Annotated in this window: 16 protein-coding genes; 6 read left to right on the top strand and 10 right to left on the bottom strand. The window is 40.5% G+C overall.

Going from position 1 to position 24,172, the window contains the following annotated elements; translation table 11 throughout:
• Nucleotide 1: 1 nt before the first annotated feature.
• The 6 genes from R2S57_RS14185 to R2S57_RS14160 form a co-directional block, all read right to left on the bottom strand.
• On the bottom strand, nucleotides 2-1,648 hold the full coding sequence (locus R2S57_RS14185) for a DUF4980 domain-containing protein (protein ID WP_316845612.1): 1,647 nt from the start codon (nucleotides 1,646-1,648) through the stop codon (nucleotides 2-4).
• Between the two features lie 48 nt (nucleotides 1,649-1,696).
• Nucleotides 1,697-3,301 carry a glycoside hydrolase family 172 protein gene (locus R2S57_RS14180; RefSeq protein WP_316845611.1) on the bottom strand — a complete coding sequence of 535 codons (1,605 nt, stop codon included), beginning with the start codon at nucleotides 3,299-3,301 and terminating at the stop codon, nucleotides 1,697-1,699.
• A 50-nt stretch (nucleotides 3,302-3,351) separates the two neighbouring features.
• Nucleotides 3,352-5,073 (bottom strand): RagB/SusD family nutrient uptake outer membrane protein, encoded by a 1,722-nt coding sequence (locus tag R2S57_RS14175; protein WP_316845610.1) that lies wholly within the window; start codon nucleotides 5,071-5,073, stop codon nucleotides 3,352-3,354.
• A 13-nt stretch (nucleotides 5,074-5,086) separates the two neighbouring features.
• Nucleotides 5,087-8,173, bottom strand: coding sequence for a TonB-dependent receptor (locus R2S57_RS14170; RefSeq protein ID WP_316845609.1), 3,087 nt, complete (start codon nucleotides 8,171-8,173; stop codon nucleotides 5,087-5,089).
• Nucleotides 8,174-8,260: 87 nt separating this feature from the next.
• A complete protein-coding gene (locus tag R2S57_RS14165) occupies nucleotides 8,261-9,166 on the bottom strand; it encodes a carbohydrate kinase (RefSeq protein ID WP_316845608.1) in 906 nt (301 codons plus the stop codon).
• Nucleotide 9,167: 1 nt separating this feature from the next.
• Entirely contained in the window at nucleotides 9,168-10,499 is a 1,332-nt protein-coding gene (locus R2S57_RS14160; protein WP_316845607.1) for a sugar porter family MFS transporter, read from the bottom strand.
• Between the two features lie 332 nt (nucleotides 10,500-10,831).
• Here R2S57_RS14160 and R2S57_RS14155 point away from each other — a divergent pair, with 332 nt between their 5' ends.
• The 4 genes from R2S57_RS14155 to R2S57_RS14140 all read left to right on the top strand — a co-directional run bounded on the left by R2S57_RS14155 (nucleotide 10,832) and on the right by R2S57_RS14140 (nucleotide 18,859).
• A complete protein-coding gene (locus R2S57_RS14155) occupies nucleotides 10,832-13,570 on the top strand; it encodes a substrate-binding domain-containing protein (protein ID WP_316845606.1) in 2,739 nt (912 codons plus the stop codon).
• Nucleotides 13,571-14,420: 850 nt separating this feature from the next.
• On the top strand, nucleotides 14,421-15,035 hold the full coding sequence (locus tag R2S57_RS14150; protein ID WP_316845605.1) for a sigma-70 family RNA polymerase sigma factor: 615 nt from the start codon (nucleotides 14,421-14,423) through the stop codon (nucleotides 15,033-15,035).
• 91 nt (nucleotides 15,036-15,126) lie between these two features.
• Nucleotides 15,127-16,152, top strand: a complete 1,026-nt coding sequence (locus tag R2S57_RS14145; RefSeq protein WP_316845604.1) for a FecR family protein — start codon at nucleotides 15,127-15,129, stop codon at nucleotides 16,150-16,152.
• A 7-nt stretch (nucleotides 16,153-16,159) separates the two neighbouring features.
• Nucleotides 16,160-18,859 carry an outer membrane beta-barrel protein gene (locus R2S57_RS14140; RefSeq protein WP_316845603.1) on the top strand — a complete coding sequence of 900 codons (2,700 nt, stop codon included), beginning with the start codon at nucleotides 16,160-16,162 and terminating at the stop codon, nucleotides 18,857-18,859.
• A 188-nt stretch (nucleotides 18,860-19,047) separates the two neighbouring features.
• Here the strand turns inward: R2S57_RS14140 and R2S57_RS14135 are convergent, their stop codons facing one another.
• Complete coding sequence (locus tag R2S57_RS14135) at nucleotides 19,048-19,926, bottom strand: cation diffusion facilitator family transporter (protein WP_316845602.1); 879 nt, start codon at nucleotides 19,924-19,926, stop codon at nucleotides 19,048-19,050.
• Nucleotides 19,927-20,080: 154 nt separating this feature from the next.
• On the bottom strand, nucleotides 20,081-20,482 hold the full coding sequence (locus R2S57_RS14130) for a helix-turn-helix domain-containing protein (RefSeq protein WP_316845601.1): 402 nt from the start codon (nucleotides 20,480-20,482) through the stop codon (nucleotides 20,081-20,083).
• Between the two features lie 205 nt (nucleotides 20,483-20,687).
• Between R2S57_RS14130 and R2S57_RS14125 the strand changes: the two genes are divergently transcribed.
• Entirely contained in the window at nucleotides 20,688-21,572 is an 885-nt protein-coding gene (locus tag R2S57_RS14125) for a PhzF family phenazine biosynthesis protein (protein ID WP_316845600.1), read from the top strand.
• Between the two features lie 68 nt (nucleotides 21,573-21,640).
• Here R2S57_RS14125 and R2S57_RS14120 read toward each other — a convergent pair whose 3' ends face one another.
• Nucleotides 21,641-21,931 carry a hypothetical protein gene (locus R2S57_RS14120; RefSeq protein ID WP_316845599.1) on the bottom strand — a complete coding sequence of 97 codons (291 nt, stop codon included), beginning with the start codon at nucleotides 21,929-21,931 and terminating at the stop codon, nucleotides 21,641-21,643.
• Nucleotides 21,932-22,183: 252 nt separating this feature from the next.
• Here R2S57_RS14120 and R2S57_RS14115 point away from each other — a divergent pair, with 252 nt between their 5' ends.
• Nucleotides 22,184-23,107, top strand: coding sequence for a patatin-like phospholipase family protein (locus tag R2S57_RS14115; protein WP_316845598.1), 924 nt, complete (start codon nucleotides 22,184-22,186; stop codon nucleotides 23,105-23,107).
• Here the strand turns inward: R2S57_RS14115 and R2S57_RS14110 are convergent.
• A complete protein-coding gene (locus R2S57_RS14110) occupies nucleotides 23,104-24,165 on the bottom strand; it encodes a DUF4932 domain-containing protein (RefSeq protein WP_316845597.1) in 1,062 nt (353 codons plus the stop codon). The two genes, R2S57_RS14115 and R2S57_RS14110, sit on opposite strands and share 4 nt — an antisense overlap.
• Nucleotides 24,166-24,172 lie beyond the last annotated feature (7 nt).

The following is a 24,172-nucleotide window of genomic DNA, read 5'->3' as shown; positions in this document are numbered from 1 at the left end:
ATTACCAAATCGACTTCACAGTATAAACCTTCAGTTCTTTAACATCAATATTATTTCCCCAAAAGTGAAAACCTTCAGTGTTTTTGGTATCCGGCTTGCGTTCCATTGAATATGAATAGGCACCACCATCAATAAATACCTCTATAGAGGTACGGTCGATATAGATATCAGCCGAAATTTCCATACTCGTCATATCCTCCGGAGAATAAAAAACACCGTTTACCAAATTAAAATTCATGTCGTAATCCAATAATTTCTGTCCAAAAAGATTTAAACCTGCGCCAGTGGCGTGAGAAAGTTTAATTTTTGTCTTGATCCGGATCCTATCGTTATTGTTGTAGGCTTTGAGCTTTTCGCTGGCATCTTTTTCATTTAGGTTACTCCATTCCCCTACGCTTTCAAAAAGTTGATCGGCCTCTTTTATAGGTTCGCTAAACAGGCGTACACCATCCTTTGTGGTTTTAAGTTTAAGTTCGGTTGGCAAAAGCATCATACCATTAAAAGGCATATCAGGATGACTCACCTTGCCCCATCCAATCTGGATTCTACGTCCATCGCTTTCTGGGATATTGGTAAAAGTTTGGGCAGCATAAATGGTTCCGGTAACATAATAATGTTTGCCAGACTCAGGAGTGAATTTTTTACCGTCAAAAGTGCCGATCATATAGGTATTTGATGCACCATACATTACCCATTTGGTTTTGCTTTTATCGCCATCAACAGGCAGTTCAAATAAATCAGGGCATTCCCAAAAACCTGTGGTATGGCTTTCGAAAGTCCAATCCTTTAAATTTTTAGAGTTATAGATCGAATGGCCGTCTCTTTCATTTAACACCAATACCCAATGGTTGCCCGGCTTATACCAAAACACTCTCGGATCGCGGGTATCATTACTGTTCCATTTTGCCTTCGAATCGATAATCGGGTTTTTGCTGTACTTTGTCCAGGTACGTCCTTTATCTAAGCTATAAGCCACACACTGAACCTGTTTTTCATCTGTAAATGCCGTATAAGTAGCTACCATGGCAGGTGTATTTCGTTTGTTAAAGCCAGCGGTATTGTTGTAATCGATCACTGCCGACCCCGAGAACATGGTACCGATATTATCCGGACTTAAAGCCGTTGGAAGCTCTTCCCAATGGATCATGTCCTTACTTACCGCATGGCCCCACGACATATTTTCCCATTCCTTTTCGTAAGGATTATGCTGATAAAAAAGGTGGTATTCGCCTTCGTAAAAAATAAGTCCGTTTGGATCATTTATCCATCCTCTTTTCGTCGTAAAATGAAACTGGGGGCGGTTCTTTTCTTTGTATATCGATTTTTGTCCTTCTATCTCATCGTTCTGATAAATTTTATCCAGTCCTGAACCATCGCCATCGTAGCTGATTTTGATTGTTTTTCCTTTTAACGCACTTACATCACAGAAAACCCAATATTCGGGTTCATCTTTAGCAAGCCTGATTTTGAAAATACGTTCCTGTTTACCTGCAATTTCAAATTTCATGTTTGCCCTGTTCTGTTTTTGCGAAACAGGCAAATTGAGGTACCGCTTGTTTATTTTGATCACAATATCAGCCGCATTGGCCACCTGAAAAAGAACCAATAAAGCGCCGATGCCGAGCATCATTTTGAGTGTTGTTTTCATATCTTTTCAATAATAATAATTAATCTGTCCGATAAATAGTTTATCTGTTTACTTTGGTAAAATAGTTTTGGCTTCTTCTTCCATTCCTGTAATTTGATCGGTTGCTTTGGCGAAACCATACCAATAGGTTGTGGCCGCAAAATCGGCGGTTCCGTTTTGCCAGCCCAGCATCTCCATATCCATTTTAAAAAAGTTTGTAAATGGGATACGGTCGAGGTTGCGGGTTCTGGTAAAGGTATTGTACCCGTACGAATCTTCATGATCTGCACGGGGCGCATTTGCAAAAGGTGTTTGGTATAATACAACCGGTGCCCAGGAGGTATTGTAATAATCTTCGGTTCCCGTTCCAAATTCGGAAGGGAATTTATCCTGATCGACCCATATTTTCTGATCGCCTTCGCCATACCAGGTATGCATATGGTTAAATACCGACATGTTATTGCCCAGGTAAATGCCTTTCCCCTTAATGGTGATAAAATTCAGTTCCTGTGCTTTTGGTGTATCAAATTTAAAAATGGCTTCTTCTCTTTTTTGTTTCCAGCTGGCATGAAAATACATGCTCGATTTTGTCCACTGGTATTTACTGACCTGCGCGGATAAATCAATTTCAATCGGCACATCACTTAAATTGATGAAGGAAACTACAGCCGATTTTTGATAGGGCATTACCCAGCGGCTTATGATCTGTCCATCGGGGCTTACTATCCTGTACCAACTTTGAAGTGCCTTGCCACCTACTCCACTGCCCGAAAAATCGCCCACAGGGCACCAAACGGTTTGTTCGTTATCAAACACGATTTTAATAATGGTAGAACGCAAGGCCTGATCTTGAAGTGCCAGTTGTTGTGCTGCTATTTTTAAGCGCATCACATCTATGGAGGATGGTCCTTTAGGTAGGGTTATGGAAACTGTTTTGCCCGGTTGGATCAACTTTTTAAGTAAACTGGCAGTTGTGTGATTCGCAACAGGTGGATTCCACAACAGTTTTTCTGTTTCACCGATCAGATTTTTCGCAGCAGCAAGTTCTTTAAAATCAAATGTTCTTACTTTGGTTTTTGGCAGATAAGTACGGTAATTGATCTGATAATATCTTGGCTGTTTCTCCTGAAGATCCTTTTCCTCCCAGGTAACCTTACAATGTTTTGCATAAGGCAAAGGCAGATAAAGGGTACTGCCGCCTTTTTCTTTTGGCTGATAGGAAGAATGCGGATTTAACAAGGCAGGCCCGAGGTTTAAACCACTCTTCAGCAGATCGTAAGCGGGAATCTTCAATGTTGCGCTATCCTGATGATCAAAGTAAATCCGCAAAATTCCATTTCGTTTAAAAGTGGTCAGCCAGAACCGTACAATTACACCCGGACCATCTACATCCAGCATCACCTGCTCGGCATGTCCCGATTTTTGTTCTGTTCTGATGTATTGCGAAAAATCGGCATTGTTGTACCATCCCGGTTGATCAGGCGATACAGAAGCCCGGTCGTAACTGCTGGCCTGATGGGTGGTAAAATTATTGGCAGGCCAATAACTCATCGCTTTGCTGGCCGTCATTTCTTTTAGCAAACCCGAGAACGAAACTTCTTCCTGGCTAAAAGCATTAAAGCTCATCAGCAAAACCGCAAAGGCCGATACCACCGAATAAAAAGCTTTTCTCATATTTTTAAATTTAACATATTCCGGTGCAAAATATCGCCCCAGAATGATGACTACCAGCCGGTATTTTGTTTGTACAATCCTTTGCTAAAATTGATCTGATTTAATGGGATTGGCAAATATTCATCTCTATTCTTTTTAAAAAAGGCATCCCGGAGGTGCGAAGCCCTGTTTTTCTCGACCGAAAAATAAGCATTCAGATAATCGGCAGCTATTCCCCACCGTACCAGGTCGAAAAAGCGGTAACCTTCCATAGCAAACTCCATTCTGCGTTCGTACCTCAAGGCTTCACGCGCATAGCTCTGTGTCCAGGTGCAGTTTACCCCTGGCTGATAGGTATTTATTTTGTAATTAGAAGTACTCGATCCATCCGCCTGTTTTAACAGCGTGGTACTGTTTGCGGCCCTAGTTCTAATCGAATTGATAATCGGAACGGCATCATTAAACCGCCCCAATTCGATTAGCGCCTCTGCTTTGAAAAGCAGTACATCTGCATAGCGGATAATATCCCAGTTTTTAGCACTCGACATAAAGGGAGGGAACTTTTTAAACGCCGGATCATCGGGCAGGACCGTTTCCTTTAAACTCATAAAACGACCGTAAATCTGTGGTGCCCTGGTCCACGATACCTGAAAAATGAATGTTGGTTTATATTTATAAGGATGACCTGGTATGGCCACGGAGTGATCTAAACGCGGATCAAAACTATTGGTTTTAAAGTCATCGCCAGCAGCCGTATTAATGGTATTGTAAGAATCGAACAATGGTAAACCTGTAAGAGAGGTTTTAAAGGCGTTTACTAAATTCTGACTTGGGGTATGAAAACCGCAGCAGCCATATTCTACGTTCATAGGATAATTAAGGGAATGGCCGTTATCCGTTCTTCCATTGGGCGTGCCATCATCTTTCGAATACTGGATGGCAAAAACAGATTCAGGTCCGTTTTCAAATCTGGAAAGAAAGTTATTCGCATAATCGGCACTCAAACTATATTTACCTGAATTGATTACCTCATCGGTAAGACTTAACACTTCATTTAATTTGGCCTGATTGATTGAGGTTACGTTATTCTGATTATCCTGCACATAAGCCTGGTATAACAATGCTTTGGCCAGATAAGACTTTGCCGCAAATTTGGTAATCCTTCCTTTATCCGACTGGTCTACCGGCAGGTTATCGCCTGCAAAACGAAAATCTGCAGTAATTTTATCCCAGAGCTGTTCGTCTGTTAAATCTACATTTGAGATCTTATCATAATCGGTTTTGGGAATACTTTCGTCGATATAAGGCACACGTTTAAATAGAATTTTCAAAAGGAAATAAAAATGTCCTCTTAAAAACCTCAGTTCAGCCTGTCGCGAAAGCCTGGTAGAGAGCTGTGCAGCGGTTAAGTTATTTACGCGCGCCAAAGCATCGTTAACCCTGCCAATGGCTAAATACAACCTAAACCAGGTACCATCGGCATTGCCAATATCCACGCGGTTAAGGTTAAAGGTTTCGTAAGCATTAAAATCGCCTACATCGCCGGGACCATCGCCGCCTTTATAAGCATCGCCACTGCGGATACTGCCATAAGCCCACATATTGCTATACGGTGTTGCCCAATAATCGTTACCAAGGGCAGAATAAGCTGCGATAACCATTTTCTCTGCATTCTCAGGTGTATTCAGGTCTTCGGATGATACTACCCCCTGAGGTTTTTCATCCAGTGTATTTGTGCAGGATACCAAAATCAGGCAGATTGCAGTTAAGATATATAGTGTAGTCTTTTTCATCTTTTTTATTGATTTAGAATGAAACATTGATCCCCAAAGTGGTAATTAAAGGTATTGGATAGGCATTGCCCGGATTCTCGGGATCGGTTGCGGTATAACTTTTACTTTTAAGGGTAAATACATTACTCGCCTGTACAAAAACCCTTGCCCGTTGTACTTTCAGATTCTTGAGCACAGGCTGTAAATTATAGCCCAACTGGATATTCCGGAGTTTGAGATAAGAGCCGCTTTCCAGGAAATAAGTTGAAGTTCTTCCTTCATTATTCCGGTCTACCAGCGTAAGTGATGGAATATTAGAACCGCTGTTTTGTGGTGTAAAAGCGTCTAAAGTGCGGTTTCCGAAATTTGCTCCCGGAGCCAGTGAAGAAAAATCGGTCAGGTATTTATATCCATTGTTCACATCAGATCCCTGTACGCCCTGCAAGAAGAAGGAGAAGTCGAAATTTTTATAACTGATGGATGTGTTAAAACCATAGATCCATTTAGGGGCGGTATTGCCAATATAGTCCCTGTCCAGCGCATCAATAGTGCCATCGCCGTTCAAATCTTTATACCGAATCCTGCCGATACCTTTTCCTGGCTGTATGGCATGGTTATTTACATCCTCAGCAGTTTTAAAGATTCCATCGGCTACGTAGCCAAAGATGGAAGTTACCGGCCGGCCTAAGATATTTTTGTCAGTTCCGTTCCCTGGGTAAGAAGTAAGGATTTCAGGAGGAAGAACCGTTACCTTATTGCTGTATGAAGAAGCATTTCCGGTTAAGGTAATGTTCCAGTCTTTACCAACCTGTTTTGACCATGAGAGCAAAAATTCCACTCCCTTATTCTGCATAGATGCACCGTTTGCAAACCTCGATCCGCCTTCGCCAATTACGGCCAGGTACGCCGGATTGATTAAAATATCAGAAGTTTTTTTGATAAAATAATCTACCGATCCCGAAAGTTCATTGTTAAAAAGCGCAAAATCCAAACCAACGTTGTGTTGGGCAGTTTCTTCCCATTTAAGACTATTGTTTCCCTGTTGGATGAGCGCAAAGCCAGATGGCAACTGCCCGGTATTGGCACCTGAAATATCGTAAGCGGTACCGCCATCATAATTGCCCACTGCATTTGTTCCATAAATGGCCGAATACAAGGTATAGGTAGCATTGTTTGCAATTTCCTGATTCCCGTTTTTACCCCAACCGTAACGCAATTTCAGATCGGAAACTACTGGAACCGATTCTTTGATAAACTTTTCCTCACTGATCCGCCAACCGGCAGAAAAGGCAGGGAAATAACCGAACTGGTTTTCTTTTCCAAATCGCGAAGAACCATCACGCCTGATCGTTGCCGAAAGCAGGTACCGGTCGTTATAACTATAATTGGCTTTCGCGAAATACGACAACAATGAACTTGCTGTACCGTTTCCCGAATTGTCTTTGGTTGTCGATCCTGCATCAAGATAGGCATAATCCAGGTTTTCGAGTGCCAATCCCTGCCTGCTTCCGCTAAAGCCCTGGTATATGGTACTGATCTGCTCCTGCCCGATTAAAAAATCAGCCTGATGTTTATCTTTTTTTATCGAATAAGTAAGGGTATTTTGCCAAATGCGGTTTCCATCGTAGTTGCTGTTGGTGTTCACCGCATTTGAAGGATCGGAAAGGAAACCAGAAGTGTACGATTTGCGTAAAGTGCGTGCATAGTTTCCGTTATAATCAATGGCATAACTGGTTTTTAAGAATAATTTCGGGATGATCTGCAATTCTGCATAGGCATTACCAAATACCCGCCAAAAATTATTGTAATTCTGTTTGTTATCTTCAATCAGGCGCACAGGGTTTTGCCTGTCGGCCATACCCGCTGCCGGACCGCCCCAACCTCCTGTTACGGTATAAATCGGCACAACCGAAAATACAATCTGCGATAATCCGGTAACATCTCCTGTAGGGATCAATACATCCTTCATATAGGTACCCGAAAAATTTTCACCGATTTTTAATTTTCCATTCAACAAAGTATAATCAGAATTGATCCTGCCGGTTAGTTTTTTATCTCTTGTTTCTTTAATGATCCCTTTATTATCATAATAACTCAAAGAAAATAAACTGTTGCCCTTTTCATTTCCGTTGGCGATAGAAAGGTTATACGACTGTAATAAAGATTGTTGGGAAATCTCGTCATACCAATCCGTGTCGGCCGACCGCATGGTTTTAGCCCCATCAATAAATTCAGGGATAATCACGCGATTGAGCACAGGGTTATCGAAATTGTTGTTCCAATCGTACTGATAAATCTGGTTTACATTCGGATTCGAACGGTCGTTTACCGCCGCTTGCCAGTATGCCCTTCCCCGCTCTTCGGCATTAAGCGTTTTAATTTTCGAGGTATAATACTGAAGGGATGCAGATGCGTCGAAATCAATACGGCTATAACCTGCCTTAGCTCTTTTGGTGGTTACAATAATTACCCCGTTTGCTGCCCTCGATCCATAAATGGTGGCAGATGAAGCATCTTTTAGTACCTGTATCGATTCGATATCGTTTTGGTTTAATTCCTGCAAACCCCGTTTAGTCGGGATGCCATCGATTACATATAAAGGATCGTTGTTGCCCAAAGTACCGATACCACGTATGCGGACACTGGCCCCGCCATTTGGCGAACCATCGGCTCCGATCAACACACCCGGAACCCTGCCCTGCAGCGCTTTAATCGGATTGCCCAGCGGGATATCCTTGATATCTTTAACATTAACAACGGCCACAGCACCAGTAAGGTCTTTTTTCCTTTCCTTCTGATAACCGGTTACCACTACATCATTTAAGGCGTTTGTTAAATCGAGTTGAATGCTCACATTGGTGTTCAGGCCAAGTTTTAAACTGTAAGGGTTTGCCCCTACATAACTGAATTTTAAGGTCTGTCCGGTTTCGGCCTGAATGCTAAATTTCCCTTTAGCATCTGTTTGGCTCACTTTTCCAGATTCTGCAACACCAACAGAAACACCCTCAAGTGCATTGTTCTGCTGATCGGTTACCGTACCGGTTACAGTTTTGGTTTGAGCCACACTGTTTAGCGCTGCAATGAGCATTAAACAGCAATAAAAAATAACTTTTTTCATCATCTCATAATTGGTTTTATTGGTTAGTATTTGTTCGATCCATCATACCCTTGCCGGGAATATAGATTCATATTGGCAGAAAAAATCGATTTAGCAATACGTATCAAAAAGGAGATACTCGTCTATTTGATAGTTTGGGCATGCACCTTTCTGTGTGGCAATAAAAGCCCCCATAGCAATTGCATTCTTTAAAATTTCATTTGGATGTTTCTGCTGTTTATGGCCGGAAATAAAAGCGGCAAGAAATGCATCTCCACTCCCTATGGTATCTTCTACCTTAACTTCAGATCCGAAATGGTAAAACCTATCCGGTCCTTTATAATATGCGGCACCCGATTCGCCTTTGGTAATCAGTATTTCGGCCACATCGAACCGGTCTTGAATGAACTTTACTTTCTCCCTTTCTGTCCCGTAAAGTCCACCGAAAAGCGTTTGAACCACATCAAGCTCTGCTTCGTTAAATTTAATGATATCGGCTTTTTCCATTAAAGCTTGCAAAACAGCGCGTTTTACAAATGGATACCGAAGGTTAATATCAAGCACTTTTACCACATCAAGTTCGAGAAAACGCGCTAAGGCTTGTTGTGTGGGTTCATTTCTGGAAGATAATGAGCCATAAATAAAATATGCTGATGAAGATACCTGCTCCAGCGCCACCTGATCTGCCGTTATAAAATCCCAGGCAACCGGAAATACAATTTCGTAACACACTTCATTTCCGTTGTTTAAACTGGCCAATACCTCGCTGGTTGGATATTTTTTATCCACCTGGAGTGAACGGTGATCAATAGCCCATTCTTCCATCAGTTCCTGAAGCCATTTGCCATTTTCATCATTGCCTATACGGCTGATAATACCAGCTGGTACACCCAGTTTATTTAAGTGATAAGCCACATTAAGTGGTGCACCACCCGGTTGCGGACCATCGGGAAGAATATCCCAAAGTACCTCACCAAAGCAGATTACCGATGTATTGTTTTTTTTTAATGCACACATATTAATGGAGTATAATGTTTGATTCTATTTGTTCGAGTGATCTTCCTTTTGTTTCGGGCATTACGCGCCAAACAAAGATTAACTGTAGCACCATCATGGTTCCGAAGAAGAAAAAGGTAACAGCACCGCCAAGGGTTTCGGTTAGATAAGGAAAGTAAAATGCAATCAATGCGGCCATGATCCAATGGGTAGAACTGCCTAAAGTCTGCCCTTTTGCCCGTACCTGATTGGGAAAAATTTCGGAGATAAACACCCAGATTACTGCGCCCTGAGAAAAAGCAAAAAAGGCTATAAACAACATGATAAAAATGGGTATGGAAAGCCCGCCTTCTATATGGAAATAAAATGTAAACGCAACCGCAAATAAAGAGGCAATCAAGCCAACCGAACCGATCAGCATTAAAATTCTTCGCCCTACCCGATCGATAAAATTGATTGCAATGAGCGTAAATATGAAATTAATTACCCCTATACCAACTGTAGAAAGTAACGAAGAATGCTCTCCCAAACCTGCCATTTCAAATATCCTGGGCGCATAATAAATAATGGCATTAATACCCGAAACCTGATTAAAAAAGGCAAATACCACCGCCAGCATTACCGGAAAATTATACTGTCCGGAAAATAGTCCCGGGCTTTTATCTTTGCCTTTATTTAAGGTATCAGATTGCCGTATAGCAGCCAGCTCATCATCACAATTTAGCGGATTGATAATCCTTAACGTTTCGAGTGCCCGTTTTACATCTCCCTTTTTCAGGATCAGCCAGCGTGGACTTTCGGGAATAAACCTGATCAGGATCAGAAAAACCAATGAAGGCACTGCCTGAACCCCCAACATCCAACGCCACGAATGTTCGCCACTTTGGCTGAGCAGGTAATTAGAGAGATATGAAATCAAAATACCCAGTACCACATTAAATTGGAACAAGCCCACCAATTGCCCTCTCTTCTCGGCAGGCGAAACCTCTGAGATGTAAATCGGAGCCGTTACAGATGATGTGCCAACGCCTAAGCCACCCAGGAAACGGAAAGCCAGAAAGAGGTACCAGTTATCGGCAAGGGCGGTACCCAATGACGATAAAAGATAAGCAATTGCAACAAAGGCCAGAGTAGACTTTCTGCCAAAAGCATCGGACGGTTTTGAGCCTAAAAGTGAGCCAACAACAGTACCAATTAAGGCGATAGAAATGGTAAGGCCATGCTGAAATACGGAAAGCGACCAGAACTGCTGGATAGATTTTTCGGCACCTGAGATCACGGCCGTATCGAAGCCAAAAAGAAAGCCTCCAAGCGCAACAACCATGGACCAGGCCATGACAGAATTTTTTTTCATATAATTTGGTTAGGATAATTTTGAATGCAATTTATGGCTACAAATTGCTGAGGGCTATAAAAAAAATATCAAAATCGTTAAAAAACACACAAACAATAAACGCCTAATAATCAGGCGATTGAAATTTTAATTTTTGACAAAATTGACAAACTTTAAATCTGGTATCAGATAACCTTCGTTCTGGTTACAGATTTTAAATATGGCTACAGGCAAGGATTTTCAAATACAGATTACATTTTATAGTTTTAGCTCAACTAACCAAATCAAACTAACACATGAGCGTTGCAAATCCTATCAAATTACAGCTCTCCACAAGCCTTAAACTTGTACGGATGATCACTCTGTTTTTCCTGATATTGTCCATTTTTGGATGCAGCAAAAAAAAGGAAGATGAAAAGTTTGTGATCGGGTTTTCGCAATGTGTAGCCTCCGATCATTGGCGCCGCACCATGCTCGATGAAATGAAAATGGAACTCTCCTTACATCCTGCCACCGAATTTTTATACAGTGACGCAGATGGAAACAGCAACCGGCAGATTAAACAGGTGCGTGAAATGCTCAGGCAAAACATCGATCTGCTGATTATATCTCCAAATGAAGCCCATCCACTTACTGCCGTTGTAGAAGAAGCTTATAATAAAGGTATCCCGGTTATTGTGATCGACAGGAAAACATCGTCGCCACATTATACAGCCTATGTAGGCGCCAACAATTACGAAATCGGTAAAATGGCGGCCGATTATATGGCCAATGCTGTACTTAAAAGAAAAGGTACTGTAGCAGAAGTAATGGGCTTACCGGGATCTTCTCCTGCCATAGAACGTTCGAAAGGATTTACAGATGAATTAAAAAAATACCCTGACATTAAATTAAGTTTTCAGGTTTATGGCAATTGGATTAGCGAAGGAGCACAAAAACAGCTTTATCAACACGCTAAACAGCTTAAAAATGTAGACGCCATTTTTGCGCATAACGATGTAATGGCCCTGGCCAGCAAAAATGTACTAAGCAATCTGGCTTTAGACCGTAAAACAAAAGTAATCGGCGTTGATGCCCTTCCGGGAAAAGGTGCAGGTTTGGAGCTTGTTGGCGATAAAATCCTAACAGGAAGCCTATTATACCCAACCGGAGGTAAAGAAGCCATTAATACGGCTTTTGCCATCCTTGGCAATAAATCGTTCGCAAGGGAAAACATATTGCAAACGGTAGTGATCGACAGTACAAATGTTCAGCTCATGAAAATGCAGTGGTCGAGAATTAACAACCAGCAGAAAGACATTGAACGCCAGCAGGAATTATTGGAAAATCAGCTCGAGATTTATGATAACCAGCGTTTGGTACTGAATGTGATTGTAATTACCCTTGTGCTGGTGGTTGTTTTTGGCGGTATTGCATTCCACTCGCTTTTAGAAAACAGAAAAATAAATAAAAGCCTGGAGCTTAAAAACAGCGAAATCCTTTCTCAAAGAAACCAGCTGATCGAGATGTCGGCCAAAGCAGAAGCGGCAACCGAGATGAAACTTAACTTTTTCACCAATATCTCTCACGAATTCCGGACACCTTTAACCCTGATCCTCTCGCCTCTTGAAGATCTGCTTAAAAATGAAAAATTAAGAAGCCTTGCAGGTAATAATTTAAACCTGATCAATAAAAATGTGTTCAGGTTACTGAAACTGGTGAACCAGCTTATTGATTACCGAAAAATAGAACATCAGAAATTCAACCTCAGGGCAGCAGAGGGAAACATCGTGGCTTTTTTACGCGAACTCATCGAAAACTTTAAACATATCGCCAAAAAAAGAAATATCGATTTACAGCTATTGAGCGATAAAAATGAAATAATGGTATGGTTTGATGCCAATATCTTAGATAAGGTGATTTTTAACCTCTTATCGAATGCCCTCAAATTTACTTCGGATAATGGCCACATACACATTAGGATACGGGCGGTTGAGGCTGAAGTTGAAATTTTGGTGGAAGATAACGGTGTTGGTATGACTGAAGATGAACTTAAAAACATCTTTGATCAGTTTTATCAGGCCGATTCGGGGTACTCGCGTGGCTCCGGACTAGGCTTATCGCTTTCTAAAGAACTGATTCAACTGCACAAAGGAACGATTAGCGTGTTAAGCAAAAAATGGGAAGGAACCACATTTACCGTTAACCTACCACTTGGAAATGCCCATCTTTCTAAGCCGGAACAAGATACACAGCAAGAAAAAAGGACACGTTTATATGATCAGTTAAAAATTTACACTACAGATATGGAACCTCAGCAGGAGTTCCGGAAAGAAGAAGTATTCAATCCATTAAAAGAACAATCGATTTTGATTATTGAAGACAATCAAGATCTGCAAAACTATCTCCGCGAAAAATTTGAATACAATTACGAGGTTTTTACTGCGGCAAACGTTACAAATGGTACGCACGAAGCCTACGAAAAAATTCCAGACCTGATCATTTCAGATGTAATACTGCCAGATGGTTCCGGCACCGAACTGGCCAATAAACTGAAAAACGATTTCCGTACTTCTCATATTCCCATTATCTTATTAACGGCGAGGGGAAGTATTGAACAGCAGATCAACGGAATTCAAAGTATGGCCGATCTTTACCTTACCAAACCCTTCAATTTTGATTATTTAACGGCCAATGTAGAAAACCTGATCAGGAACCGTGGCATTTTAAAAGAACATTATACAAGCGATATTACGAATACGAGCACCAAAAAAAGCACTGCAAGCCTGCTTGATAAAAAATTTATCAATGATTTTTCTGGAATTGTTGAACACAACCTCTCCAACGAAGATTTTAGTGTGGAAGATCTCTGTAAAGCCATTGGTATCTCCAGAATTCAGTTGTATCGGAAGGTTAAGGCATTATTAAACTGCAGCATTTCCGATTACATTTTAAACCGCAGGTTAAAAAAAGCCAAATATTATCTCGGAAATGAAGATTATTCCATAGCCGAAGTGAGTTATATGGTGGGTATTTCATCTGCAACCTATTTTTCTACCATTTTTAAAGCCAAATATGGCGTAACGCCAAGTGAATTTAAGAAAACAAGATGAGGAAGACGGATGATGGAAAATGGATGATGGGATTCGTTCCGCGTAAATCTCTGTGATCCGCGGGAGACTCTAGGCTATAGGTTTGTTCCCACAGATTGAAAATGATGGAAAATGTAAAATGGATAATGGAATAACCTCTGCGTAAATCTGCGCGATCAGCGGGAGACCATAGGCCTTTAGTTTATTCCCGCAGATCAAGAAAATAAACGCAGATTAAGACCTAAACTATGCACCCAGCTCTGTGCACTCCGCGCCTTTCCTTTGTGCCCTTTGTGGTAAAAAAACGGGAATAGTCTGGGGTCAGAGGTCGGAGGTCCGAAGTTATGGAGCAGAAAAGATGGATGATGAAAAATGGAACTGCCTCCGCGTAAATCTGCGCGATCAGCGGGAAACCATAGGCCGTTAGTTTAGTCCCGCAGATCAAGAAGATACATGCAGATTAAGACCTAAACTATGCACCCAACTCTGTATGCTCCGCGCCTTTCCTTTGTGTTCTTTGTGGTTAAAAGATGGGAATAGTCGGGGGTCGGAGGTCCGAAGTTATGGAGCAGAAAAGATGGATGATGAAAAATAGAATGGCCTCCGCGTAAATCTGCGCGATCAGCTGGAAACTCTATAGGTTTGTTACCTCAGATTAATGAGGATAAACACAGCGGAAAATCAAGATGATACACCCAACTTTGCGTCCTCCGCACCTTTTCTTTGTGTTCTTTGCCGTTAAAAGCAAATACTTTAGGATTAAAAAGCAAATTTCTGCTTTAAAAGAATTTACTTATGTTTGGCTCCTACAACAGGTGCAATAGAACTTAATTGCAAACATACATTCTAATCATCAATCAGCTTTAATATTTTGCAAACCCATCAGCATCCACATAACAAAACAGCAACCGAACAATGGAACGCTTTTAAAGATGGCAATGCCGAAGCATTCGAATCACTTTATCAAACATATTCTGCAGGTTTGTACAATTATGGATCGAAATTCACAAAAGACAAAGACCTCATAAAAGAATGTATACAGGATCTTTTTGTAAACCTTTGGACCAAAAGAACTTCAATCGGAAAACCGGAGCATGTTAAAAATTACCTCTACAAATCATTCAGACATTCCATCTTCAAAAAAACTTTCCAGTTAAGTAAAAACGAAAGTTACGAGGAAACGGAAAGTTATTCTTTTCAGGTAGTTTTAAATGTAGAAGAATCACTTATCGATAACGAAAGGCAATCGCAGGTAAGCGAGCAGCTTCAACAGGCCATCGCTAAACTTACCGCCAGACAAAAGGAGGCGATTTTCCTTAAGTTTTACGAACAACTTTCGTATGAAGAAATTGCCGAAGTAATGGGGATCAGCGTTAAGGCTGGTTACAAAATAATGGCCAGATCTTTAGATTACCTGCGGAACAATCTTTCCAAAGATGATTTATTATTGTTCTACCTGATCTTACATTTAAAATTATTCAACTAACAATCAACACCTTACGAAATATTATATATTTTTATCGATTTGAATGGGGTAAAAAACTCAGGTAGCTGCTAATAGGATCAAAAGAAAGAATATGAAGAAACAGCTAAGCGATTATAACGCTTATACTTTAGCAGATCTGATCAACGATGAAGCCTTTATCCTTTGGGTGCTTCAGCCTGATGAAACCACGAATACCTATTGGCAGAACATTCAAAAGGCCTATCCTACATTAAACCCATCCATTGTTAGTGCAAGGGAAATTGTATTGTCTATGCGTTTCGAGACCGATTCGCTTAGTGCACCAGAGCAACAACAACTTTGGCAAAACATTGCAGCGAAAACCGTTTTGGTCAAAAAAACAGGCAAAATCATTCCAATGTGGTACCGTTATGCGGCCGCAGCTGTTGTGGTTGGTATCTTGTGCTGTATCGGCATTTTATATTCGGTTAACCAGAAGGTAAATATCGAAACACCTTATGGTGAATTAAAAAACATCACTTTACCAGATGGATCGATCGTTACCCTAAATGCCAACTCGAACATTAAATATGATAAAAACTGGGATAAAGACGAAATCCGTGAGGTTTGGATATCAGGAGAGGCCTTTTTAAAAGTAAATCACCTGCATAAAACAGGCAAAATACAAAAGCACGAACGTTTTATTGTACATACAGGCGCGGTTAATGTAGAAGTGTTGGGTACATCATTTAATGTAAACGATAGAAGAGGCCGTACCGAGGTTGCCCTTTTAGATGGTAAAATCAGTTTGGGTTTAAACGCTGATGCAGCTAAACAGCTCATTTTGGCACCTGGCGATATTGCAGAGTATGCAAATGGTAAACTGATCAAAAAACCGATCAACGTTGTTGAATATGCTTCATGGAAAGATGGAAAACTCTATTTCCGTAATGTACCGATGGCGAAGATATTCGACTATTTCGAAGATATTTATGGTTATAAAGTGGTGGTAGATGATCCTAAAATTTTAGAGAAAAGATTGTCGGGTGCTTTAAGTGCGAAAAACAGAGATGTACTTTTCAAAGCCATTGGCCTTACCTTAAACATCAGTATTACACCAAAAGAGGATTCACGCGAACTTGTTGTTACATCTAAATAAGGCCAAGATGATGAAAACGAACTTAAAAATCAGCCTTATTGCCTTATTATGTACTTTATTTTTTATTCCATGTGCATTTAGCCAACAGGTAAAACAAGAAGAAACACAAGCTTTAACACAGGTACTCAGTAAACTCAGCGCACAATATAAGGTCAATTTTTTATATGAAGAAAGCCAGCTTAAAGAGAAGCAGGTGTTTTACAATGCCAATAACTATGCAGGCAAGCCCTTAAAGCAGGTTTTGGATGCGATGATCTTACCACTTAACCTTTCGTGGTACAAAGTAGATGATAAAAATTATTCTATTTTCCCGACGGTTTCTAAAACTGCGGCACCCTTAAAGCCAAGTATAACTCCTATCATTGCAGATTCTCTTGCAAAGGATCAGGTAAGCGGGCGATTGCTGGATGAGCACGCCAAACCATTGGAATATACCACAGTAACGTTGTTGGTGGCTGCCGATTCATCATTCGTGACTAACTCAATGACCGATCTGGAAGGAAAATTCACTTTCCCATCGGTTAAACCAGGCACTTATAAAATCAGGGTTTCATCTGTTGGTTACAGTCCGTATACTACGAAACCCTTTACAGTTGGCGGCAACGTAGCAGTTACCATTGCCCCTATTGCCATGCAATCATCCGGCGAAAACCTAAAAGAAGTTAAGATAACCGCAAGCAAACCTTTGGTAGAAGCCAAAAGCGACAGATTGGTTTTTAATGTAGAAAACAGTGCAATGGCCGTTGGCAATTCGCTGCAGGTTTTAAAATCGGCACCTTTTGTACGGATTTCGGCTGATAATACCGTGAGTTTACAGGGAAAACGGACTATGATTTTGATCGATGGAAAACCCATACCCGATGCTGCTTTAGAGAATATATTACAAACCATGCCTGCAGGCAACATTCTTAAAATTGAGCTCATTACACAGCCCTCTGCAAAGTACGATGCTGCTTTTGGTGCAGTGATCAACATTATTACCAAGAAAAGCCAGATCGAAGGTTTTACAGGAGATGTCCGCGCAGATGCTTCGACCGGAAAATATGCAATTGGTAATCTCAATACATCAGCGACCTTTAAGCGTAAAAACCTCACCATTTATGCCAATGGAGGCATTACAAAAGGTGATAATATTTTCGGTATTACTTCCGAGCGCTTTCAGGACCCAACCGATCCACTTTATTATTTAACCAATAACTGGTCGCGGCTAACACACAATAAACTTTATAATTTTCAGGCCAGTGCCGAATTACAATTGGATAAAAACCAGAGTATATCGCTCTTTGCAAATGGTGGTATTTTCTATTTTAAAGGGCCATGGGCCACCACGAATGCATTCGGCCGGAAAAACATCGGTATCGATTCCGTATTGTATACTGATGCTGTTTTTAACCAGCGGGCCAGTTCATATACCTACAACCTGAATTACCACCTTTTGGCCGATTCTGGTAAAAATGAACTGGTTTTACTCGCCACTTTTACCCCGTGGAAAAGGAATCTGTTTCAGAATTTCCCCTCGGTACTTTACGATGGCACAGGTAAAATAATCAGAACCCCACCCTATTACCAGAACCGGAATAAAGCCGCCATTGATGTTTATATTGCCCAGGCAGATTATACGCACGAATTTAAAAAACAATGGAAATTAGAAACCGGGGTTAAATTTCAATATACCAATTCCAATACCAGCGTAGACTACGAAGATACCCGCAATGGCCAATTGGAGGCCAATGCTACATTTTCCAATCAGAGTAACCTTAGGGAATCGATCGGTTCGGTGTATGGGATCCTGAGTAAAGATTGGAAAAACGACAAACTGCAACTTGGTTTAAGGGTAGAACGCACTGAGGCTGATTTTGTTGGTAATTTTAAGCAAAACTACAGTAACCTATTCCCAACTTTCCTTTATCAGCACAACTTTAACCAGAACAATAACATCTCATTTTCATACAAACCCACCATTAACCGTGCAGCTTATTACGAATTGGTTCCCTATACTGTTTTGCTTAATCAATATACCATCGAGCAGGGTAACCCTTCACTTACGCCCCAATTCGATGATACTTATTCCATAAATGCAAATATCCACAAGCTTAATCTTTCGTTAAGTTACACCAGGACTAAAGGAATGATTGGTTTATTCCCTTACAGGCAGGATTTGGCGACAAAAGTGACATATTATATGCGCCGGAACCTGAACCATTCGTCCGATATTTCGCTCTACCTGTTTTATCCGATAAAAATTAACGATTGGTGGGAAACCTTGAACAGCGGCACTCCAATTGGTTATAACAAAGCAGAAGGTCCTGTTTTGGGTGCAAACTATAAATTGGCTGCTTTCCATTCTGATTTTAAAAGTTCGCAGATCTTTAAAATCACGAAGAACCTGAAATTGCAGGTGGATGCCTATTATTGGACGGATTATGTACAGGATCTTTCGAAAAACAGCGGCTACAAAAATATAGACGCTTCATTTTTACTCAACCTTTGGGAAGGTAAAGGACAGCTACGCTTAGGCGGAAACGAATTGATATTTAAACGCAACGATTATCTGATCGAACGCAATTATGGTACTTTTAACTCAGCAGAACGCATCACTAACGATAGCAAACGTGTTTTCGTAGGCTTTACCTATAAATTCGGTAAATCTAAAATTCAGAAATCGGATAATAAACTGGGTAATGAGGATGCGCTGAAGCGGCTTTAAACTCATCAATCTCACTTAAAATCAGCTAAATTAGCGAAGTCCTCAGTCTAGAGTCGGAAGTCACATTAACCGATTTTTCATCAATAGCTGGAGAAATGAAAAAGAAGTCAAGTTTTTAAAAACTTGACTTCTTGGTATATCCGTCCGAAAGAATAACGATTTCCCTCAACCTTCCACATCAAAACTAATTATTCAGATGGCTCAATATGGATTAAAATATTACCAAGCTCAGGAATCACTTTATGCAAGGTATCTTGTAGTTTATGTGCCAGTTCGTGCCCTGCCCGCACCGAAAGCTCTCCATTTACAAGTGCATGCAGGTCTACATGGTATTTCATACCCGATTTTCGGATAAAACATTTTTCAGTACCCGCTATTCCCTGAACAGTAGCAGATACCTTTCTTATTTCTGCAATAATATCCTCATAAAGATTTTCATCCATAATCTCGCCCAATGCAGGCCTGAAGATATGGTAACAGTTGTAAAGAATAAAACCGGCTGCAAACAGTGCCGACCAATCATCAGCTGCTTCATAGCCCTTGCCCATAAACAAGGCAATAGAGATCCCGATAAAAGCAGCAATTGAGGTGATGGCATCACTCCTATGGTGCCAGGCATCTGCCTTTAAAGATGAGCTATTGGTTTCTTTGCTACGCTTCATTACCAGCCTAAACGAAATCTCTTTCCAGATGATAATTGCCCCAAGGATAAATAAGGTAAAAGGTTTTGGAAGACCGTGCGGGGTTTTGATGTTCTGAATACTTTCGTAAGCAATTATAGTTGCTGAAGTAATCAAAAAACCAACAACTAAAAATGTAATAAGAGGTTCTGCCCTACCATGCCCATAGGGATGATTTTCATCAGCTGGCCTATTCGAATATTTGATTCCGAACAGCACCAAACAGGAAGAAAAAATATCGGCGGTAGATTCGATGGCATCTGCAATTAAGGCGTAAGAATTCCCAAAAATGCCGGCAGCACCTTTTATCAGGGCTAAGGAGGTATTTCCAATGATACTAAAATAGGTTGCTTTTACCGCTACCTGTTCATTTGTTGTTGTCGCCATGTCAATATCTCGTGCTGCTAAATCTCGTTAAATTCGGGGACGTCAAAAGTAAATAAATTATGGCTTCCAAGCACACATGTTTATAAATATCTAAGCTGTATAAATTTTCACCAAATAATTTTAGAAAGTGATTTTATATCAAGTATAAAACAGACTACTTGCAATCACAAAGCGACGGACAATGAATCATTTCCTTAATTTTTTCCCTGTGTTTTAATCCCCATTCTACAAGGGTATCGGTTACAGGAAGCACGGTACAACCATATTCCGTAATCGAATAAGCTACCGTTATCGGCTTCGAATCGATCACTTCTCTTGATACCAAAAGGTTAAGCTCCAGATCGTGGAGTTCTTTAGAGAGCATTTTAGCCGAAATCCCCTCAATCTCCCTTTGTATTTTTTTGAAAGTATTGCGCTGCTCCCGGCGGATCACCAGATAACGCATGATCCTAAGTTTCCATTTTCCGCCCAAAATTTCCAGACTATCGCGAATAGCCGATAGCTCCTGCTCACAGGTGGCTTCTGTTAGTTTTCCACTGATATTCGTTGTTGCCATATCTATAATAGTTAACTCATGGTAACCGGTTACCTGGGGTTAACCCATAACAAAAATAAACTATTACAGCCTAATTTTGAGATGAATTTTAAACAAAAGATCATGGTCAAAAAGTTTATATCCTATTGGTTGCGAATCAAAAAACGATATACCAGGATTCAAAATTACATCATCATTACAGGCCTCAACAATTAAATCACTAAAAATGAAAAAACTAGATTATTACGTATTAGACGTTTTTACCGTACAGCACTATACAGGCAATCAGCTTTCAGTTGTATATACGCCCGATCCCCTCAGCTTGGAAGAATACCACAAAATTTCGAGAGAGTTTGGCTATTCCGAAACTTCTTTTGTGTATTACAGTGAAAGCACCAGAGCGCTGGAGGTCAGATCATTTACCCCTTCTGGCTATGAAGTTAGCGGTGCCGGGCATAATTTACTGGGCGCGGTTATTCTGGCACTGTTAAAGCAATGGGATATTTTTAAGGCACAAACAACAAAACCATGGGTTTCCATCAATGGAACAGCAATCAATCTAGAGATATCTCAAAAAGATGGTCACCCCTTTGTTGCGATGAAACAGCGCCCGGCAAAACGTATTGGTAGTGTACCCGTTTCCAAAATTTCGGCAGCATTGGGGCTTGATCCTGCAATACTTGGCGATCATGGTTGGGAAAACCAGATCGTAAGCACAGAAGTTGCCCATCTGATGGTACCCGTTAAAGATCTCAATGCATTAGGACACGCATCGCCCAATAAAACACTTTTAAAAGCAATTAGTGAAGAATATGGTTTTGAAGGATATTATCTCTTCACCACAGCACCTTCCGCAAAGGGATACCTGGCCAGCACAAGATTTTTCAGTCCGACCGTTGGAATTGATGAAGACCCCGCTACAGGCACTGCTGCCGGACCATTGGCAGGCTACCTTGAAAAGTTAGGACATATTCAAAAACATACTGACCATATTATTTTTCAGGGAGAACAGGTTGGCCATCCTTCAGAAATACATGTACGCGTAGAAGAAGACGGAATCTTTGTTAGTGGCTCATCGGTTATCGTTATGGAAGGTAGCCTTTATCTATAGGCAACATAAAACCGGTAACAATTCTTTGTTATCGGTTTACAAAATATTAATTGCTTATGCAACAATATCTATACCTTTCCATTCGGATGGATAAATACCGCTTCTAATACCGTTTCGGATAGATCAGCAGGTATAAGTTCGGCTTTCTCTTTTGTCGACAACATCTGATGGAGCGGAATAATATCTATTGCCATTAAACCCAATGCCGTTAACGCAATATCGAATGCAACCTCTGCACTCTTTATAGGCCATTCTATCAAATCTTCAACTGAAAAGGAAATTTCCTGATCATTTTCATCAACAATTACACCTGTTCCACTAAACTTGTCAATGGTTTGGATCCGCCCTTTTCTTATCATATTGTTCGGTTAAAAAAGACATAAACATGAAGCATCAGTAAATTGTTTACTTTAAGTGATAATTTAACATTTCTTCACATTAGTGATTAGTTAACGCTTTATTTTAGAAGCTATTACTTCACATCACAAAAAAATAATAAGCTCGGGTATTCTGCATCTATATTTCGTCATTTCATCTCCATTTTAATTTTTCATCTTCTGATAAGAATCTAATTATCATCTATATTTGAGTAGAACTTCTAAAATTATATCATGAATACACTGGTCATTTCAGGTGGCGGAAGCAAAGGCGCTTTCGCAGGCGGGGTAGCAGAATATCTGATCAATCATAGTCACAAAAACTACGATCTTTTTGTAGGAAGCTCTACAGGCAGCCTTCTTATCCCCTTTTTGGCCATTGGCGAGGTAGAACGCATTAAAAAACTATACACCACGATTAAACAATCGGATATATTTACCGTTTGCCCATTTATTATCAAAACCAAAAACGGAAAGGTAAAACTCCGGATGAACCATCTGGGGATCATCATGCAGTTTTTTAAACGACAGAAAACCCTCGGCGACAGCACCAATCTGAGAAATCTGATCAGAAAAAATTTTAAACGTAAAGATTTTGAAAAGATAAAAGAACTGAAGAAAGAAGTTGTGGTTACCGTTGCCAATTTAACCACACAGTTGATCGAATATAAATCATCAAATGATTGCAGTTATGAAGATTTTTGCGACTGGATGTGGGCCTCATGCAACCTGGCACCTTTAATGAGCCTTTGCAATAAAGACGGCAACGATTATGCCGATGGTGGATTTGGCAATCTTATCCCCGTGCAAGAGGCTATTGTTAAAGGAGCAACTGATATTGATACCATTGTTCTCCGGCAGGAAAAAGCGGTTTACAATAACCCGCCCCTTCAAAATGCGATTGAGGTTTTTGCCCGCACCAGCGATTTTATGCTCAACCAGATTGCAAACGACGACCTGATCATTTCGAAACTGCAAACAGCGAGCAAAAATGTAAAAATCAATTTTTATTTCATTAACCGCGAACTCACCACACATTCGTTCGTTTTTGACAAACAGGAAATGAAAACCTGGTGGAAAGAAGGTTATGAACTGTTTAAAGAAAAAGATTGTACCACTCAATTACTGGAGGTAAAACCAGATTCGGATATTCCTTAAATCGCAACCTGATTAAAAAAAGCAGTGATCCGAGGATAAAAACTTTTAAATGTGGGGTACGTCGCTCTCGAACTTTCATATTCACCAAGCAAAGCAACCAACTCACCCATCCAAACAAAACCTTTTTTTTGTTGCACTGAGATTTCCTGCGCTATTGCTTCAGGTGTTTCCTGATGATCGATCATATAGCGCACTACCGAGGCCCTAACCAGCGATTCGTCAATTAAACTATGCCAGTCTTCGTATCCTTCAAGCTTCATTTCATTTTTCTTTTTATCGAGCAACTTTTCTCCACTTGATTGAAGCAATATCTCAAGATCTTTGTTTTCCTCCAGGATATGATCCACAAAAGAGTGGTTAAATTCATGGATCAGATAAGTCAGATAAATAGCTTTAGGAAACATTGGATTTCCGTCTTCATTAAAAGTCCACGATCCCATAATGGCATAAACCAATCTTTTTTTACCTATTGGGCTAACACTGGGTCCGTAATTTGCCCCTCCATCACCGAGTCCGAGGATCACCTGGTAATCTACTTCATGATCACCATAATAATCCAGGTACCATTGCTGATCGAATGCAGAAACGGATTGATCAAACTGTTTTGTTGCCTCATCGTACTCACTTTTGTGCACCTTAAAAAAGGTATCGAACTTGGACCTGTGATAAAAATCATTTAACAGTTTAACAAATTTTATCGCGTCCTCTTCTGCCCACTTTCCTTTAAGATTGCTTTCAGATTCTTTGATCAGCGAAAAACCCTTATTCATGTATTGTAAGTGCACCGCCAAAAACATCACCTTCGAAAAACCCATGTTTTTTTTTGTGCTCAGTTCCTTTGCAAAGTTTACTACAGGGTCGTTTTTATAGGCATCAAAATAGGTATGGATATCGTTTACATACCGTTTTGCAAATTTCATGTTGTACTCCGGGTTTCCCGCCAGCCGGAATATAATGCTCAACACTTCAACGCGTTTATCGACAGTTGAATGAACTTTGTTGCCCGCCATAACAGACAAACAGGCAAACATGATCAGAAAGGTAAAAATCGGCTTCATTTTAAGG

The sequence above is a fragment of the Pedobacter psychrodurus genome (genome assembly GCF_032678585.1).
In the GTDB taxonomy this organism is placed as follows: Bacteria; Bacteroidota; Bacteroidia; order Sphingobacteriales; family Sphingobacteriaceae; genus Pedobacter; species Pedobacter psychrodurus_A.
Note: the sequence above shows the minus strand (reverse complement) of the source record. Positions and strands in the feature narration are given on the sequence as shown.

Bases quoted from the DNA above. Each gene is read 5' to 3' on its own strand.
- R2S57_RS14120 (WP_316845599.1), bottom strand. From the start codon at position 21,931: ATGATAAGAAAAGGGCGGATCCAAACCATTGACAAGTTTAGTGGAACA.
- R2S57_RS14135 (WP_316845602.1), bottom strand. From the start codon at position 19,926: ATGGCGACAACAACAAATGAACAGGTAGCGGTAAAAGCAACCTATTTT.
- R2S57_RS14110 (WP_316845597.1), bottom strand. From the start codon at position 24,165: ATGAAGCCGATTTTTACCTTTCTGATCATGTTTGCCTGTTTGTCTGTT.
- R2S57_RS14140 (WP_316845603.1), top strand. From the start codon at position 16,160: ATGATGAAAACGAACTTAAAAATCAGCCTTATTGCCTTATTATGTACT.
- R2S57_RS14170 (WP_316845609.1), bottom strand. From the start codon at position 8,173: ATGATGAAAAAAGTTATTTTTTATTGCTGTTTAATGCTCATTGCAGCG.
- R2S57_RS14125 (WP_316845600.1), top strand. From the start codon at position 20,688: ATGAAAAAACTAGATTATTACGTATTAGACGTTTTTACCGTACAGCAC.
- R2S57_RS14145 (WP_316845604.1), top strand. From the start codon at position 15,127: ATGAAGAAACAGCTAAGCGATTATAACGCTTATACTTTAGCAGATCTG.
- R2S57_RS14115 (WP_316845598.1), top strand. From the start codon at position 22,184: ATGAATACACTGGTCATTTCAGGTGGCGGAAGCAAAGGCGCTTTCGCA.
- R2S57_RS14175 (WP_316845610.1), bottom strand. From the start codon at position 5,073: ATGAAAAAGACTACACTATATATCTTAACTGCAATCTGCCTGATTTTG.
- R2S57_RS14185 (WP_316845612.1), bottom strand. From the start codon at position 1,648: ATGAAAACAACACTCAAAATGATGCTCGGCATCGGCGCTTTATTGGTT.
- R2S57_RS14155 (WP_316845606.1), top strand. From the start codon at position 10,832: ATGATCACTCTGTTTTTCCTGATATTGTCCATTTTTGGATGCAGCAAA.
- R2S57_RS14180 (WP_316845611.1), bottom strand. From the start codon at position 3,301: ATGAGAAAAGCTTTTTATTCGGTGGTATCGGCCTTTGCGGTTTTGCTG.
- R2S57_RS14165 (WP_316845608.1), bottom strand. From the start codon at position 9,166: ATGTGTGCATTAAAAAAAAACAATACATCGGTAATCTGCTTTGGTGAG.
- R2S57_RS14160 (WP_316845607.1), bottom strand. From the start codon at position 10,499: ATGAAAAAAAATTCTGTCATGGCCTGGTCCATGGTTGTTGCGCTTGGA.
- R2S57_RS14130 (WP_316845601.1), bottom strand. From the start codon at position 20,482: ATGGCAACAACGAATATCAGTGGAAAACTAACAGAAGCCACCTGTGAG.